General features: G+C 61.5%; 14 protein-coding genes. 3 read left to right on the top strand and 11 right to left on the bottom strand.

Annotation, left to right across the window (positions count from 1 at the left end; all coding sequences use genetic code 11):
- Nucleotides 1–58: 58 nt before the first annotated feature.
- The 7 genes from ugpB to WA302_RS22825 form a co-directional block, all read right to left on the bottom strand.
- Nucleotides 59–1,378 carry a sn-glycerol-3-phosphate ABC transporter substrate-binding protein UgpB gene (gene ugpB, locus WA302_RS22855; RefSeq protein ID WP_336064757.1) on the bottom strand — a complete coding sequence of 440 codons (1,320 nt, stop codon included), beginning with the start codon at nt 1,376–1,378 and terminating at the stop codon, nt 59–61.
- Nucleotides 1,379–1,565: 187 nt separating this feature from the next.
- Entirely contained in the window at nt 1,566–2,753 is a 1,188-nt protein-coding gene (locus tag WA302_RS22850) for an aminotransferase-like domain-containing protein (RefSeq protein ID WP_025304906.1), read from the bottom strand.
- A 44-nt stretch (nt 2,754–2,797) separates the two neighbouring features.
- Nucleotides 2,798–3,499, bottom strand: coding sequence for a high-affinity branched-chain amino acid ABC transporter ATP-binding protein LivF (gene livF / locus WA302_RS22845; protein ID WP_025304905.1), 702 nt, complete (start codon nt 3,497–3,499; stop codon nt 2,798–2,800).
- A gap of 1 nt (nt 3,500) precedes the next feature.
- Nucleotides 3,501–4,271 carry a high-affinity branched-chain amino acid ABC transporter ATP-binding protein LivG gene (gene livG / locus WA302_RS22840; protein ID WP_025304904.1) on the bottom strand — a complete coding sequence of 257 codons (771 nt, stop codon included), beginning with the start codon at nt 4,269–4,271 and terminating at the stop codon, nt 3,501–3,503.
- Nucleotides 4,268–5,551 (bottom strand): high-affinity branched-chain amino acid ABC transporter permease LivM, encoded by a 1,284-nt coding sequence (locus tag WA302_RS22835; protein WP_025304903.1) that lies wholly within the window; start codon nt 5,549–5,551, stop codon nt 4,268–4,270. The genes livG and WA302_RS22835 overlap by 4 nt, the downstream gene beginning before the upstream one ends.
- Nucleotides 5,548–6,474, bottom strand: coding sequence for a high-affinity branched-chain amino acid ABC transporter permease LivH (livH, locus tag WA302_RS22830; RefSeq protein ID WP_015376290.1), 927 nt, complete (start codon nt 6,472–6,474; stop codon nt 5,548–5,550). Before livH ends, WA302_RS22835 begins: the two co-directional genes overlap by 4 nt.
- A gap of 117 nt (nt 6,475–6,591) precedes the next feature.
- Nucleotides 6,592–7,707 carry a branched-chain amino acid ABC transporter substrate-binding protein gene (locus WA302_RS22825; protein WP_025304902.1) on the bottom strand — a complete coding sequence of 372 codons (1,116 nt, stop codon included), beginning with the start codon at nt 7,705–7,707 and terminating at the stop codon, nt 6,592–6,594.
- Between the two features lie 405 nt (nt 7,708–8,112).
- On the opposite strand from WA302_RS22825, the gene panM reads away from it, so the two are divergent.
- From panM to WA302_RS22810, 3 genes are read left to right on the top strand one after another with little or no spacing between them, the layout of a single operon-like run.
- Nucleotides 8,113–8,505 (top strand): aspartate 1-decarboxylase autocleavage activator PanM, encoded by a 393-nt coding sequence (panM, locus tag WA302_RS22820; protein WP_148123043.1) that lies wholly within the window; start codon nt 8,113–8,115, stop codon nt 8,503–8,505.
- The gene (locus tag WA302_RS22815; protein ID WP_311271490.1) at nt 8,502–9,719 is read left to right on the top strand and encodes a DUF3142 domain-containing protein; all 1,218 of its coding nucleotides are present in this window, start codon (nt 8,502–8,504) and stop codon (nt 9,717–9,719) included. Before panM ends, WA302_RS22815 begins: the two co-directional genes overlap by 4 nt.
- A gap of 43 nt (nt 9,720–9,762) precedes the next feature.
- Nucleotides 9,763–11,781, top strand: a complete 2,019-nt coding sequence (locus WA302_RS22810) for a hypothetical protein (protein WP_443018049.1) — start codon at nt 9,763–9,765, stop codon at nt 11,779–11,781.
- A 64-nt stretch (nt 11,782–11,845) separates the two neighbouring features.
- Here WA302_RS22810 and rpoH read toward each other — a convergent pair whose 3' ends face one another.
- The 4 genes from rpoH to ftsY form a co-directional block, all read right to left on the bottom strand.
- Nucleotides 11,846–12,703: an RNA polymerase sigma factor RpoH gene (gene rpoH, locus WA302_RS22805; protein WP_004934345.1), complete on the bottom strand. Its 858-nt coding sequence runs from the start codon at nt 12,701–12,703 to the stop codon at nt 11,846–11,848.
- A 317-nt stretch (nt 12,704–13,020) separates the two neighbouring features.
- Complete coding sequence (gene ftsX, locus WA302_RS22800) at nt 13,021–13,974, bottom strand: permease-like cell division protein FtsX (protein WP_033636680.1); 954 nt, start codon at nt 13,972–13,974, stop codon at nt 13,021–13,023.
- The gene (ftsE, locus tag WA302_RS22795) at nt 13,964–14,635 is read right to left on the bottom strand and encodes a cell division ATP-binding protein FtsE (protein ID WP_004934337.1); all 672 of its coding nucleotides are present in this window, start codon (nt 14,633–14,635) and stop codon (nt 13,964–13,966) included. Before ftsE ends, ftsX begins: the two co-directional genes overlap by 11 nt.
- 5 nt (nt 14,636–14,640) lie before the next feature.
- Nucleotides 14,641–16,275 carry a signal recognition particle-docking protein FtsY gene (gene ftsY, locus WA302_RS22790; protein WP_313245354.1) on the bottom strand — a complete coding sequence of 545 codons (1,635 nt, stop codon included), beginning with the start codon at nt 16,273–16,275 and terminating at the stop codon, nt 14,641–14,643.
- Nucleotides 16,276–16,353 lie beyond the last annotated feature (78 nt).

Below are 16,353 nucleotides of genomic sequence, written 5' to 3'. Positions count from 1 at the left end.
GGTAAGGAAGGATCGGCGTGAAGATGCGAGCCCGGTCTGTCGGGCTCGCGACGCAGGGTTACTTGGTCGATGCTTCGAAGCGGCGCAGCAGCACGTCACCGCGCTGTACGGCGGCGTCCAACGCCTGCTGTGGCGTTTTCTTGCCGGTCCACACGCCTTCCAGCTCCTCATCCACCACGCTGCGGATCTGCGGCATGTTGCCCAGGCGCAGGCCCTTGGTGAACGCCAACGGCGGCTTGTTCAGCATCTGGCGAGTGGCGACGTCGGCACCCGGGTTCTTGTCGTAGAAGCCCTGCTGCTTGGTCAGATCGTAAGCCGCGGTGGTGATCGGCAGATAGCCGGTCTTCTGGTGCCATTCGGCGGCAATTTCCGGCTGCGCCAGGTACTGCAGGAACTCGGCCACGCCCTTGTAGGTGGCGGCATCTTTGCCGTTCATCACCCACAGGCTGGCCCCGCCGATGATGGCGTTCTGCGGCGCATTTTTCGCGTCGGCGTCGTACGGCATCATGCCGACGCCGTAGTTGAATTTGGCGTAGTGCTTGATGTCCGCCAGCGAACCGGAAGAGGCGGTGGTGATGGCGCAGTCGCCGTTATAGAACTTCTCGGTGGATTCGTCTTTGCGGCCAAAGTAGGTAAAGTCGCCCTTCTTGTTCATCGCCTCCAGCAGCGCGATGTGCTTGACCTGCAGCGGTTGGTTGAACTCCAGCTTGGCGTTGGTGCCGCCGAAACCGTTGTTTTCACTGGCGAACGGCACGCCGTGCCAAGCGCTGAAGTTCTCCAGCTGGATCCAACCCTGCCAGCCGCTGGCGTAGCCGCACTTCATGCCGGCCTCACGCAGCTTGGCGGTATCCGCCGCCAGCTCCTGCCAGGTTTTCGGCGGCTGGTCCGGGTTTAGGCCGGCCTTTTTGAAGGCATCTTTGTTGTAGTACAGCACCGGCGTGGAGCTGTTGAACGGCTGCGACAGCAGATGTCCGCTCTTGTTGTCGGTGTAATAGCCGGCCACCGTCGGCACGAACACCGACTCGTCGAAGTTGATGCCGGCCTCTTTAAACACTTCATAGACCGGTTTGATGGCTTTGCTGGCCATCATGGTGGCGGTGCCCACCTCGTAAACCTGCAGGATCGCCGGCGCCTTGCCGGAGCGGTAAGCAGCGATGCCCGCCGCCAGGCTCTGTTCGTAGTTGCCTTTATAAACCGGCACAATCTTGACGTCGCTGTGCGACTGATTGAAGCGATCCGCCAGGGAATCCACTTCCTTACCCAGTTCACCTTCCATTGAATGCCAGAACGGGATTTCTGTCGCCGCCAGCGCCTGAATGCTGACCGCCAGGGTCAACGCGACGCACAGCGTGGTTTTGCGAATAGCGTAGGTGAGCATGCCTAACTCCTGAAAAAGCTGGTGTAAAAGCGCGTGAGCGAAAAGAATCAGTTTTTTGTTCGGAAGCTAACATGCCATGCGCGGATGACAGAAAAATAACCGTTATATGACAGCCACATGACGGCAAGGTGAAGTGAAGATGGCGGTTTGATGTCGGCGGCGGGCATGGGCTCCGCCGCCGCGAGGATTACAGCGAACGGCGCAGGCGCGCCACCGCTTCTTGCATCTGCTGCTCGGTGGCGGTGGCGAACGACAGGCGGAAGGTTGAACGATCCGGGTTGTCGGAGAAGAAGTATTCCCCCGGCACGAACACCACACCCTGCTGCAAGGTCGTGTTCAGCCATTCGGTGGCGTTGAACGGCTGGCGGAAGCGCGCCCACAGGAACATGCCGCCCTTCGGCTTATCGAAGGTGATGTAGTCGCCCAGCTCCTGCTCCACCAAACCGGCCAGGATCTCGCCCTTTTGCTTGTAAGCGGCGCGGATCTTGTCGATCTGCGCCGGCAGGCGATCCAGGCCGAGATAGCATTCGACGATGCTCTGCGACAACGCGCTGGCGTGCAGATCCGCCGCCTGTTTGATGATCGCCACTTTGTGCAGCAGGAACGGCGGCAGGATCGCCCAGCCCAAGCGCAGGCCCGGCGCCAGGATCTTGGAGAAGGTCGAGGTATAGATGATGTGGTCAGTGTTGCCCAGCACCTGCTGTGACACCTGATGCAGCGTCGGGTGGCGCTCTTCGGTGAAACGCAATTCGCCGTACGGATCGTCTTCGATGATCAGGAAGTTATGTTCAGCAGCCAGCTTCACCAGCAGTTCACGGCGCGCGGCGCTGAGGGTGATGCCGCTGGGGTTGCCGAAGTTCGGCACCACGTACACGCCCTTGATGCGCTGGGTTTTCAGCAGCTCGGCCAGCTCTTCCACCACCATGCCGTCGCTGTCGGACGAGACCGACATGATGTTGGCCTCCGCCAGCTCCAGCGTTTGCAGCGCCGCCAGGTAGGTCGGGCGCTCCACCACGAACACATCGCCGGGATTGACGATGGCGCGCATCACCAAATCCAGAGCCTGCTGAGAGCCGGCGGTGACCATTACCTCTTCCGCGCCAGCGGTGACGCCGCGCTCGGCGCACAGCGCGCAAATACGCTCACGCAGCAGCGGGCTGCCTTCGGTCAGGCCATACTGGAACGCGCTTTTCGGCTGTTCGGTGATCGCCTGCTGGGTGGCGATGCTCAATCCTTCGAAATCGAACAGCGCATCAGAGGGGATGCCGCCCGCCAGCGAAATGACGTGTTCCATCTTGCTGTGCTTAAGCAATTCACGGATGGCCGAACTTTTTACGTTAACGATGCGCTGCGCGAGTAACCCTTCTGTCTTCATTTCTTCTTCTCGTACCTGATTATTTTAATTCGTAGGGGGGCGGATTAACCGCCCAGATACGCCGACCTCACTGCTTCGTTGGCTAACAATGCAGCCCCCGTATCTTCCAACACCACGCGGCCGTTTTCCAGCACATAACCGCGGTCCGCCAATTTCAGCGCCTGATTGGCGTTTTGCTCCACCAGGAAGATGGTCATGCCCTCTTCCCGCAGTTGCTGAATGATGTCGAAAATCTGCTGGATAATGATCGGCGCCAGCCCCAGCGAGGGCTCGTCGAGCAGCAGCAGCTTCGGCTGACTCATCAGCGCGCGGCCGATGGCCAACATCTGCTGTTCGCCGCCGGACATGGTGCCGGCACGCTGGCTTCGGCGCTCCAGCAGGCGCGGGAACAGCGTGAACACCCGTTCAATGCGCTGTTGATACTGCTGGCGATCGGCGAAGAAGCCGCCCATCGCCAGGTTTTCTTCCACCGTCATGCGCGAGAAGACGCGCCGCCCTTCCGGCACGATCGCCACCGCTTCGCGCATGATGCGCGAGGTTTGCCACTGGGTGATGTCCTGGTCCTGAAAGACGATGCTGCCTTCGCTGGCGCGCGGTTCGCCGCACAGGGTGCCGAGCAACGTGGTTTTACCGGCGCCGTTGGCGCCGATTAACGTCACAATTTCGCCCTGACTTATCGTGAGACTGACCTGATGCAGCGCCTGAATTTTGCCGTAATGGGCGGATACCTGATTGAATGACAACATATTATTCTTCGCCCAAATAAGCCCGGATCACGTCCGGGTTGTTGCGGATCTCCGCCGGTGTGCCCTGCGCCAGCGGCGTGCCCTGGTTCACCACGTAAATGCGGTCGGAAATGCCCATCACCAGCTTCATGTCGTGCTCGATCAGCAACACCGAGACCTTATGCCGATCGCGCAGCTCTACGATCAGGTGATCCAGCTCGTCGGTCTCTTTCGGGTTGAGGCCGGCGGCCGGTTCGTCCAGCATCAGCAGCTCCGGCCGGGTCACCATGCAGCGGGCGATCTCCAGCCGCCGCTGCTGCCCGTAGGCCAGGTTGCCCGCCGAACGGTTGGCCATCTCCAGCAGGCCGACGCGCTCCAGCCACTCCGCCGCACGCGCCAGCGCCTCGGCTTCGGCGCGGCGGAAGGCCGGGGTTTTCAGCAGCCCGGCGAACACGCCGCTTTTCAGGTGCTGATGCTGCGCCACCAGCAGGTTCTCAATCACCGTCATTTCACGGAACAGCCGCACATGCTGGAAGGTACGCACCACGCCCATGCGGGCGATGGCCTGCCCCGCCAACCCTTCCAGGTGGCGATCGCGCAATTTGATGGTGCCGCCAGTCGGGCGGTAAAAACCGGTCAGGCAGTTGAACACCGTGGTCTTACCGGCGCCGTTGGGGCCGATCAGCGACACGATTTCGCCTTCGTTCAGCGTCAGCGCCACATTGTTGACCGCCAGTAGCCCGCCGAAACGCATCGACAGGCCCTCTACCTGCAGTAAAGGTTGAACGCTCATGCCTGCTCCCCCTTGCCCGCGTGAATGTCCGCCGCCTGCAGCTTCAGCTGCGGCCGTTTCATCGGCAACAGCCCCTGCGGCCGCCAAATCATCATCAGCACCATCAGCGCACCCAGCAGCAACATGCTGTACTCATTCAGATCGCGCATCAGCTCGCGCGACACCACCAGCAGGATTGCCGCCAGAATGACCGCGAACTGCGAGCCCATACCCCCCAGTACGACGATCGCCAACACGAAGGCCGACTCGACGAAGGTGAAGGATTCCGGGCTGACGAACCCCTGGCGCGCGGCAAACAGCGTGCCGGCAAACCCGGCGAAAGCGGCGCTGATGGTAAAGGCGGTCAGCTTGATGCGCGTCGGGCTGAGGCCCAACGAGCGGCAGGCGATCTCGTCTTCGCGCAGCGCTTCCCAGGCGCGCCCGAGCGGCATGCGCAGCAGGCGGTTGATGACGAACAGCGTCAGCACCACCAGCAGCAGCGCCACCAGGTACAGGAATACGATGCGATCGCTCGGATCGTATTTCAGGCCGAAGAAGTTATGGAAGGTATCCCAGCCGCCGTCGCGCAGGCTGCGGTTGAACTCCAGGCCGAAGAAGGTCGGTTTCGGGATCTGGCTGATGCCGTTCGGCCCGCCGGTGATCTCGGTATTGTTCAGCAGCAGGATGCGCACGATTTCGCCGAAGCCGAGCGTCACGATCGCCAGATAGTCGCCGCGCAGCCGCAGCACCGGGAAACCGAGCAGGAAGCCGAAAGCGGCGGTGACGATACCCGCCAGCGGCAGGCTCTCCCAAAAGCCGAGGCCGTAATAGTGATTCAGCAGCGCATAGGTGTAGGCGCCGATGGCGTAGAAACCGCCGTAGCCGAGCACCAGCAGACCGGACAAGCCCACCACCACGTTGAGGCCGAGGCCCAGCATCACGTAGATCAGCGTCAGGGTGGCGATATCCACCGTGCCGCGCGAGACCAGGAACGGCCAGGCGACCGCCGCGACGATGAGCAAAGCCGCCAGCAGCTTTTGCCGCGGCGTGGTGCCGTCGAAGCTCGGCAGCACGAACGCCGGGCCGGAGACTTTTTTCAATCCCTGCTGCAGCAGCGGGCGCAACAGCTGGAAGAAAAAGACGATGACGCAGCCGATGCCGATCCACATCCAGCGCACTTCCGCCGCGCCGTGCACCACCAGCTTGGTGCCGTCCAGGCTGAGCTGCATGCCCATCAGGAACGACGCCATCACGAACAGCACCGCCGTGGCGATCAGCGCATTGAGCAGATTGAGTTTCATACTTTCTCAACCTCCGGACGCCCGAGGATGCCGGTCGGCATGATCAGCAGCACCACGATCAGCAGCGCGAACGACACCACGTCTTTGTATTCGGTGCTCAGGTAGGCAGAGGTCAGCGCTTCCGCCACGCCCAGTACCAGGCCGCCAATCATCGCACCGGGAATGCTGCCGATGCCGCCCAGAACCGCGGCGGTGAAGGCTTTCATACCGGCCATAAACCCGATGTAAGGGTTGATGACGCCGTAGAACTGGCCGAGCAACACCCCGGCCACCGCCGCCATCACCGCACCGATAACGAAGGTCAGCGAGATCACCCGGTCGGTGTTGATGCCCAGCAGGCTGGCCATCTTCAGATCTTCCGCACAGGCGCGGCAGGCGCGGCCCATGCGTGAATAGCGGATAAACAGCGTCAGCGCCAGCATCGCCAGGAAGGTCACGAGCCAGATGGTCAGCTGCATGGTGCTGATGGTGGCGGCGAAGCCGTTGCTTTCTCCCAGCACCCACTGGCCGGTCACTAGGCTAGGCAGCGCCAGATCGCGTGAGCCCTGCGTCAGGCTGACGTAGTTTTGCAGGAATATCGACATGCCGATGGCCGAGATCAGCGCAATCAGGCGCTTGGAGTTGCGCACCGGCTTGTAGGCCACCCGTTCGATGCTCCAGCCGTAGGCACTGGCGATAACGATCGAGACCAGGAACGCGGCGCCGATCAGCAGCCAACCGACGTCGATGCCGAGCATCATCAGGGCGGCGATAACGATAAAGGAGACATAGCTGCCGATCATGTACACCTCGCCGTGGGCGAAGTTGATCATGCCGATGATGCCGTAAACCATGGTGTAACCGATGGCGATCAATGCATAGGTGCTGCCCAACGTTAAACCGTTGAACATCTGCTGCAGAAAATAGAGGAGTTGCTCTGACATACTCTGAACCCTTGGCTGCGAAACCCGCCGGCGCAGAACCGGCGGGTAAAGGGAGACGGGGCCGGCAAGCCGGCCCGCCGGGCGCAACAAGCCGCGCCCCACCCTAATCATTATGGCTTATTTGATCGGTGTGGACGTGCCGTTGGCATGCCATTCGAACACGCCGAACTCGAAGCCTTTCAGATCGCCCTTGTCATCCCAGGTCAGCGGCCCCATCACGGTCTCCACCGGCTTGCCGGTTTTCAGATCCTTGACGATGTCCGCCGGCTCCTGGCTGCCGCTGCGCTCCATGCCGGTGGTCAGCGACTGCAGCGCAGCATAGGTGGTCCAGACGAACGGGCCGGTCGGATCCAGCTTCTTGGCTTTCAGCGCATCGACGATCGGCTGGTTGGCAGGCACCTGATCGTAGCGTTTCGGCAGCGTCACCAGCATGCCTTCCGAGGCGGCGCCGGCGATGTTGGACAGCGAGGAGTTGCCCACGCCTTCCGGCCCCATGAAGCGAGTGGTCAACCCGGCCTGCTTGGCCTGACGCAGGATCTGCCCCATTTCCGGGTAGTAACCGCCGAAGTACACGAAGTCGATATTTTCTTTCTTCAGGCGCGCCACCAAGGTGGAGAAGTCTTTGTCGCCGGCGGTGATGCCTTCGAACATCGCCACTTCGGTGCCCTGTTTTTTCAGGCTGTCGCGCACCGAGCGCGCCAGGCCTTCGCCGTATTGCTGCTTGTCGTGCACCACGGCGATGCGCTTCGGCTTGATGTCGCTGAGGATGTATTTGGCGGCGGTCGGGCCCTGATCCGAATCCAGGCCGGTGGTGCGGAGGATCATCTTGTAGCCACGGGTAGTCAGATCCGCGTTGGTGGCCGCCGGGGTAATCATGATCACGCCTTCGTCTTCATAGATATCGGACGCCGGCTGGGTGGATGAGGAGCACAGGTGGCCGATCACGTAGCGAATACCGTCGTTGATCACCTTGTTGGCGACCGCAACTGCCTGTTTCGGGTCGCAGGCGTCGTCGTATTCCACGCCGACCAGCTTGTCGCCCTTGATGCCGCCCTTGGCGTTAATGTCGGCAATCGCCTGGCGCGCGCCGGTAAACTCCATGTCGCCATACTGCGCGACCGGGCCGGACATTGCCCCGACGATCGCCACCTTGATGTCTTTCGCCATGGCCGCCTGGCTCATGGCCATCGCAATACAACCCGCCAGCAGTGCCTTACCTGTTGTTAATTTCATCCGCAAATCCCCATCTGTCGTTGTGAACGTACCTGTTGTGTTTGCCTGCGCCCGATCGTTATTGACCGCTTTTGTTATAAGTAATAATGATTTAGGCGTTTTGTCGGCATTATTTTCTAATAAGACTTTATTTTTCATGCCATTAAACAGGAATTTTCTTCTGCAAATCAACTTCATCTGGCAGAAACAAGCGGTGTAAACAGGATAAAATTCGAATTAAATCTGCGCTCTTTACCTTTAGGCGTAGTGCGTTGTGCTGGTTAACAATCCGTTTACTAACTATTTACTCGGAAAATGCCCCGTGCAAAAAACATATTGCACAGTAATCGTACAGAAAAACTTACACAACGCTCTGCACAAGATCTATTACACTGTCGACATCATTTAGCTGCGCGGAAATTCTGCATGAAACTGACCATCGAGCGCCTAACCGCGCTGTCCCCGCAAGACCTTATCGACCTCGGTAAAATTTGGCCGCACCAGCAGCCGGAACAGTGGCAAGGTTGGCTGAGCGACGACAAGGCGCTGTTTGCCGCCCGCTTCAACGAGCGTCTGCTGGGTGCGGTGAAAATTGCGCTGCAGGACGACCGCGCCGAACTACAGGATCTGCTGGTACGCGAAGTGACGCGCCGCCGCGGCGTCGGTCTTTATCTGGTGCAGGATGCACAGCGTCAGCTGCCGCAGGTCGCCCACTGGCAGCTGTCGACCGCCGGCCTGGCGCCGCGTGAACGTGGGGAAGTCGATAACTTCATGCGCGCCTGCGGCTTCGCGCCGCAGGGCGATCTCTGGCAAAAATGAAGCGCCGGCTGGCGGCGCTGGTCTTGATTGCGCTGGGGTTGGCGGCCTGGTTCGCCGGGCGCCAGCAGGCGCAGCGCCTGGCCTCAGGCTGGGATCAGCAGGTTTATGTCTGGCAGCGAGTTTGGACGCCGCAGCACGCCGATGCGCTGGCGAGCAGCCGCGATCTGTTCGCCAAGCTGCGGGTGCTGGCGTTGCAGGTGCATCCGCGTGAAGGCTGGCGGGAAATCCCGGCCGATCTCAGCCTGCTGAAGCAGGACGGCCGCCCACTCTGGCTGGTAGCCCGCCTCGACGGCCAACTGCCGCAGCTGGATCAAGAGGCCATTATCCAGCGCCTGCTGGCGCTCACCCAGCGCTGGCAGGCGGCCGGGCTGCCCGTCACCGGCATCGAGATCGATCATGATGCCGCCACCGCCCGCCTGCCGGACTACCAACGCTTTCTGCAGCGGCTGCGCCAACGGCTGCCCGCCGCTTTGCAACTCGGCATCACCGCCCTGCCGGCCTGGATCGGCTCACCCAACCTGCCCGGCGTACTGCAACAGGCCGACAGTTCCGTCCTGCAGGTGCACGCGGTGCTCTCGCCACAGCAGGGGCTGTTTGACGGCCCGCTGGCGCTGCGCTGGGTGCGGCAGTACGCTGCCGTCACACCGAAGCCGTTTCGCGTCGCGCTGCCGGCCTACGGCATGGCGTTGTTGGGTTTTGATGCGCAAGGCGCGCAGGTGGAGAGCGAATCCTCGCTGCGCATGGCGGGCAACGGGCGCGAGCTGACGGTCGCGCCGCAGCAGATCGCCGATTTTCTGCAAACGCTGGCGCAGCAAACGCCGCCCCGGCTACGCGGCATTCTCTGGTTCCGATTGCCGCTGGCGGACGATCGGCGCGCCTGGTCGCTCGCCACGCTGCGAGCGGTGATCGAGCGCCGGCCGCTGAACGTCGACTGGCAGGTAAAATTTAGGCCTCAGCCACAGCAAAACGGGCTGTATGATCTGATAATTCACAACAACGGGCCGGTGGACGCCCCGCTGCCGCAAGAGGTGGTCATCCGCGCCGACGACTGCCTGGCGGCGGACGCGGTCGGCCACTACCGGCTGGAATCCGCACCGCAACAGCAACGCTTTATTCGCATCAGCAGCGACCAACTGCGCGCCGGGCAATCCCGGCCGTTGGGTTGGCTGCGCTGCCAACAACTGACGCCAGGAGGCACCCTTGTCACACCTTGATTCGCGCGCGGCACGGAACACCCGCCGCCTTCTTCCGCTGGCCATGCTGATCGGCGCCGCGCTGGCGCTGCCGCTGAACGGCTATGCCTGCGGCCCGGATTTTCCTAACCGGCTGCTGATCGACCGCAACGGCACCCTGCTGTATATGCCGGAGGGCAATTTCGCCTTCGAAGCCGGCCGGCTGGTGCCGATGGATAAACAGTTGCCGCACTGGCAAGCCCCGCCGCCGCCGATGCCGCCGAAACCGATGCCGCAATCGCCGGAAACGATCGCGATCGGTAAAATGCGCGCAGCCAAAACGGTGGAAGAGGCTGACGCCGTCAATGCGCAGGGGTTGTCCAACGCCGCGCGTCTCTATCAACTGGGCGCCGTCGCTTTCGCCAGCCACGATCCGCGCGCCACAGACTATTTCCAGCAGGTGCTGAAGCTACCGGCCGCCGAGCAGAGCGACTGGGGACTGCGGGCGCAGTATTCGCTTGGCCGCGTCCTGATGGCTGACCACGGTACACCGGTGAATGAATCCGGTGAAGCGGTTCCCGCCGCCGAGCATCCGCCTAAAGCCGAACTTGAACAGGCGCTGACGGCATTCCAGCAGGTGATCGACCGGGTGAAAAGCGGCGCTGCCGATCCCGATCAGTTGGCGCTGAGCAGCCTTGGGCAGCAGGCGCGCATCCACCTGTGGCTGGGTGACGTCGCCCCCGCCGCCCACCTCTATGCGCAACAGGCGGCGCAGGGCGATCCGAGCGGCGGGCAGTCGCTGCAGTACGTCTCCAGCCTCCTGGTCAACCCCGACCATTTGGACACGCTGAAACAGATTATCGGCGATCCGTTGATCCAGCAGTTGGTGACCATTGAGCTGTTCGCGCGCAGCGGCAACCTGCAAATGGCAGATACCGACGGCAACGGCCGCTCCGCCCAGATCATCAGCCAGATCCTGACGCTGCTGGACGGCTCAGTGAAAAGCGGCTTCGCCGGCAGCGATCGGCTGGCGGCGTTGGCTTACCGTTCGGGGCAGTACCCGATGGCGGCGAGCCTGCTGAAAAACGCCGGCGACAGCGGCCTGGCGTGGTGGCTGCGCGCGAAAATGGCGCTGCGCGACGGCGACGTGAAAGCCGCCACTGCCGCCTACGCCAAGGCGGCAAGCGCGTTCCCCGCCGACGAAAGCTGGGGTGAACAACGCAACGCCGACTTCGTCGCAGAAACCATCGTGCCCGAGTGCCGGGTGGCCGGCGAACAGGCCATCCTGGCGCTGAACCGCGGCGACTATCTGCAGGCGATGGACCTGCTGTATCGCGGCAAAGCGCTCTACTGGGCCGACGTGGCCGACGTGGCGGAGCGGGTGCTGACCGTCGATGAGTTGAAAGGCTTTGTCGATAAGCACGCCCCGGCGCCGACGACGCCGCTCAAGCCGGTTAATCCGGACGACTACGGCGGCCAGCAGATCACGCCGGAAGTGCAGCTGCGCGAACTGCTGGCGCGGCGGCTGATGCGCGTCGGACGAGCGCCGGAAGCGCTGGCCTATTTCGATATCCCCAACTACCGGCAAGCGGCGCAGCAGTTCGCCGACGAACTGAAGGCCGCCAAGGACAAATCCGCCGCGCCGCTGACGCGCGCGCAGGCTTACTATCGCGCCGCCAACCTGCTGCGCGCCCAGGGGCTGGAGTTTACCGGGTATGAGATGACGCCGGATTACGCCATCTATGGCGCCGGCTATTCCTATCTGGGGGATGCGTTCGATACTCGCGAGCTGAAGCATAAAAGCTGGATCGACAGCGCAGAAGCGGCGCGCGCCAAGGCGGCGCTACCGGAGGAAGACAACCGTTTCCTGCACTATCGCTGGCAGGCGGTGGGGCTGGCGCAACAGGCGGCCGATCTGCTGCCGCCGAAGAGCCAGGCCTATGCCGCCGTGTTGTGTAACGCTGCCAGCTGGGTTATCAAGCGTGATGCCAAAACCGGCCGTGCGCTTTATCAGCGCTATATCAACACCGGCCCCCGTTATCCGTGGGCGGCGAAATTCGGCTACGACTGCCCGGCGCCGGACTTCACCGCCGTGGCGCCATAACGCCGAATTTCAGGCACTAAAAAGCCCGGCTTGCCGGGCTTTTTTTATCGAATCTCGCATCGACTCAGGCTTCGATCGCCATTTTGAGTTTCTTCATGGCGTTCTTTTCCAGCTGACGCACGCGTTCGGCGGAAACGCCGTACTGATCGGCCAGCTCCTGCAGCGTCGATTTGTTGTCATCATCCAGCCAACGGGCGCGGATGATATGCTGGCTGCGCTCGTCCAGACCTTCCAGCGCATAGGCCAGTTTGTCTGCGGCGTTGCTTTCCCAGTTATCTTCCTCGATGCCTTCGGCGAAGTCCGAGCTTTTGTCCTGCAGGTACAGCACCGGCGCCATCGACTGGCCATCGCGGGCCTCGTCGTCCGGAGTCGGATCGAACGTCATGTCCTGCGCCGCCATGCGAGATTCCATCTCGCGCACGTCTTTGCTGGTTACGCCCAGCTCGCGGGCCACCAGTTCCACTTCGTCCTGGTTGAACCAGCCCAAACGCTGTTTGGTTTTGCGCAGGTTAAAGAACAGCTTGCGCTGCGCTTTGGTGGTCGCCACTTTCACGATGCGCCAGTTGCGCAATACGTACTCGTGGATTTCCGCCTTAATCCAATGCACCGCAAAGGAAACCAGACGCACGCCGACTTCAGGGTTGAAGCGGCGAACGGCTTTCATCAGGCCGATATTGCCTTCCTGAATCAGATCCGCCTGCGGCAGACCATAGCCTGAATAGTTGCGGGCAATATGAGCGACAAAGCGCAGGTGAGACAGGATGAGCTGCTTAGCGGCATCCAGATCGCCCTGATAATGCAGCCGTTCAGCCAGCTCCCGCTCTTCCTCTGCCGTCAGCATCGGATAGGCGTTGGCTGCCCGGATATAGGCTTCCAAGCTACCTTGGGGTACTAAGGCTAAAGTTTGCATTTCTTTGGTCATTCAAACCCTCTCTATGAGAATACAAAATCATGCAGGTGATTATTACAGCGGGGAAATGATTGATTCTACGGCAGTTGCTGAAGCAAAAGCGGTTCCACACGCCGGGCACCTTAACATTTGCTGCAATTTTTGACCGTACTCCGCCCTATAAGTTCACCCTTTTTTGCAAGCATTGTTGCTGACAATACGTGACGAGGGTGCAGGCCGATAGGGAATTTGTGCGCTAAGAAGAGAGGGATAGTGCTGACTTCGCTTGAGGTCACTCTTCTCCCGCAACGCGATCAAAAGCAGCAGGAGAAGAGTATACCAAAAAAATCTTACTGTGGTGTAAATCGGCGTAAATGTTGCACCGTCGCCAGCCAGGCGGCGATCCAGCCGATCATCGCGGAGATGATCAGCAGCAGCAGCGCCTCATCCCAGCCCAGCCCGTGCAAGGTGAAAGTGGTGCCGAACACCTTGGCCACGCCGGCGACCACCGACTCCAGTTGCCACACCAGCGCCCCGGACAGCACCAGCGACAGCAGCGCGCCGGCAAAGCCCAGCATCGCCCCGCCGTTGAGGAACGGCCGCAGAATAAAGCCGTCGGTGGCGCCGATCAGCTTCATCACGTTGATGGTGTCGCGACGGCTGAAGATGCTCAGACGCACGCTGTTGCCGATCACCAGGAACACTGCCACGATCATCAGCACGCCGATGATCGCCGCGATCTGGCCCGCCAGCCCGGTCAGCGCCGCCAGGCGGGCAAACCAGCTGTCATCCATGCGCACTTCTTCCACGCCCTGCACCGCCGCTACGCGATCGCGCAGGGTGTTGAGGGTGTCCGAACTCTGGAAGCTCATCTTCGGCGTGACGATCGCCACCGCCGGCAACGGGTTCTCTTCCAGCATGTCCAGCGCGCCGCCAAAGCCCGACCAGTTGCGGAACTCGCCGCGCGCTTCTTCACGCGACAGGTAGTTCACCTTCTCCACGCCGGCTTCCGCCTTGATGGCGTCGAGCACTTTCAGCGCCGCGTCGTCATCGAGCGATTTATCCAGGTAGACCGTCAGTTGCGGCGTCGGGTACCACTGGCTGGCCGCGGTGCTGACGTTTTTCCACACGATGTAGCACACGCTCGGCAGCGTCAGGGAGATGGCGATCACCATCACCGTCAGCAGCGTCGCCAACGGCTGGCGCAGCATGTCTTTGATGGCGTTCATCCAGGCGTAACGCCACTGTTCGCGCCAGCCGCCGCGCAGCGCCTTGCTCTTGGCGGTTTTTGCGTTATTGGCCATGGTGAGCGCCCCCCTGCATGCGGCCCTGGCTCAGCGTCAGGATGCGGTAATTGCGACGGGCGATAAGCCCGGTGTCGTGCGTCGCCATCAGTACGGTCACGCCGACGCGGTTGAATTCTTCAAACAGGCGCAGAATGCCTTCCGACAGCGCATCATCCAGGTTACCGGTCGGTTCATCCGCCAGCAGCACCGCCGGCTTGTTCACCACCGCGCGGGCGATGCCCACGCGCTGCTGCTCACCGCCGGACAGCTGAATCGGGAAGTTTTTCGCTTTATCCAGCAAACCGACTTTGTCCAACGCGGCGGAAACGCGGCGGCGGATATCTTCGGTGCTGGCGCCGGCGATGATCAGCGGCATCGCCACGTTGTCATACACCGTGCGATCCAGCAGCAGGTGGTGATCCTGGAAGATCATGCCGATCTGCCGACGCAGGAACGGCACCTCGCGGTTTTTCAAACGGCTGATGTCGTGCCCGCCAAACCAGATGTGGCCGGCGCTGGGCCGTTCGATACCGCAAATCAGTTTCAGCAGGGTACTTTTCCCCGCGCCGGAATGGCCGGTCAGAAACGCCATTTCCGCCGGGCGCAGATGGAAATCAACCCCCTGCAGCGCTTGCCGTCCGCCCAGATAAGCTTTACTGACCTGTTCAAAGCGAATCATCCGTATTAATCCTCTCGGGCAAAAAGTGCCTCAATAAAATCGTCAGCCTTAAACGGCCGCAAATCTTCGATGCCTTCCCCGACGCCGATATAGCGGATCGGGATACCGAACTGATCGGCGATGGCGAAGATCACCCCGCCCTTGGCGGTACCGTCCAGTTTAGTCAGCGTGATGCCGGTTAAGCCCACGGCCTCATTAAATAATTTCGCCTGACTGACCGCATTCTGGCCGGTGCTGGCATCGAGCGTCAGCATAACCTCATGGGGGGCCTGGTCGTCCAGTTTTTTCATGACGCGGACGATCTTCTTCAGCTCTTCCATCAGGTGCGATTTATTCTGCAGACGGCCGGCGGTATCGGCGATCAACACATCGATGCCGCGCGCCTTGGCGGCCTGCACCGCATCGAAGATCACCGAAGCGGAATCCGCGCCGGTATGCTGCGCCACCACCGGAATGCGGTTGCGTTCGCCCCACACCTGCAGCTGCTCCACCGCGGCGGCGCGGAAGGTATCCCCCGCCGCCAGCATCACCGACTTGCCTTCCGCCTGGAACTGACGCGCCAGCTTGCCGATGGTGGTGGTTTTACCCACGCCGTTCACGCCGACCATCAGGATGACATACGGGGTTTTCCCGCTGACATCCAGCGGCTGATCGACCTTGGCCAGAATTTCGGACATTTCCTCCTTCAGCTTGCCGTACAGCGCTTCAGCGTCTTTCAGCTGCTTGCGGCTGGCGTGCTGAGTCAGGGAGGTGATGATCTTGCGCGTGGTCTCCACGCCGACGTCGGCGATCAGTAGCTGTTCTTCCAGCTCGTCGAACAGATCGTCGTCGATCTTTTTACCGCGGAACAGCCCCATAAAGCCGGAACCGAGATTTTGCTTGGTCTTCAGCAGGCTGCGTTTCAGGCGAGCGAAGAAGCCTTCTTTGGTCGGGCGTTCCTGCTCTTGCGCAGCGGCCGGCACCACAGGTTCAAGCGGCGCTTCTTCCGGCTCCGGTTCAGGTTCGACGATTGGCTCGGGTTCAACGACCGGCTCAGGTTCGACGATTGGCTCGGGTTCAACCACCGGCTCGGGTTCAACCACCGGCTCGGGCTCAACCACTGGCTCGGGTTCAACGACCGGCTCAGGTTCGACCACCGGCTCGGGTTCAACCACCGGCTCAGGCTCGACCACCGGCTCAGGTTCGACGACCGGCTCGGACTCAACCACCGGCTCAGGCTCAACCACCGGCTCAGGTTCGACGACCGGCTCAGGCTCGACGACCGGCTCAGGTTCGACGACCGGCTCAGGTTCAACCACCGGTTGCTGCTGCGCCACCACTTGCTCGGTGACGCTGACGATCTCTTCAGCCAACGCTTGCGGCGCCGCCGGATGTTCAGCCGCCGCCGGCAGGTTTTCCGCGATTTGCTCGCCGGCCTGACCGTTATCCCACTCCCCCGGGGTGTCGACGGAGGCGGCAGGTTCAGATTCCTGGGCGGGGAGCTTGTCATCCAGCTTGGCGGCGGCCGGTTCAGCCGGCGTCTCCGCGGCCTGAGGTTCCGCCTGCTCTACCGGCTGCTCAGGTTGCTGTTGCTCTTCTTCCTTTTCCTTCTGGCCAAAGCCCAGCCAGGAGAAAAACCCACGTTTCTTATCTTTTGCCATGTTATGACTCTACTCCGTACCGAAGGCTCGCTTACCCTACATACCTGAAGGATATATGCTGACAATAATCCGCCGAGT

This window comes from Serratia sp. 201, from assembly GCF_037027545.1.
Classification (GTDB): Bacteria; Pseudomonadota; Gammaproteobacteria; order Enterobacterales; family Enterobacteriaceae; genus Serratia; species Serratia bockelmannii.
This window is presented reverse-complemented; position numbering and strand designations above follow the sequence as displayed.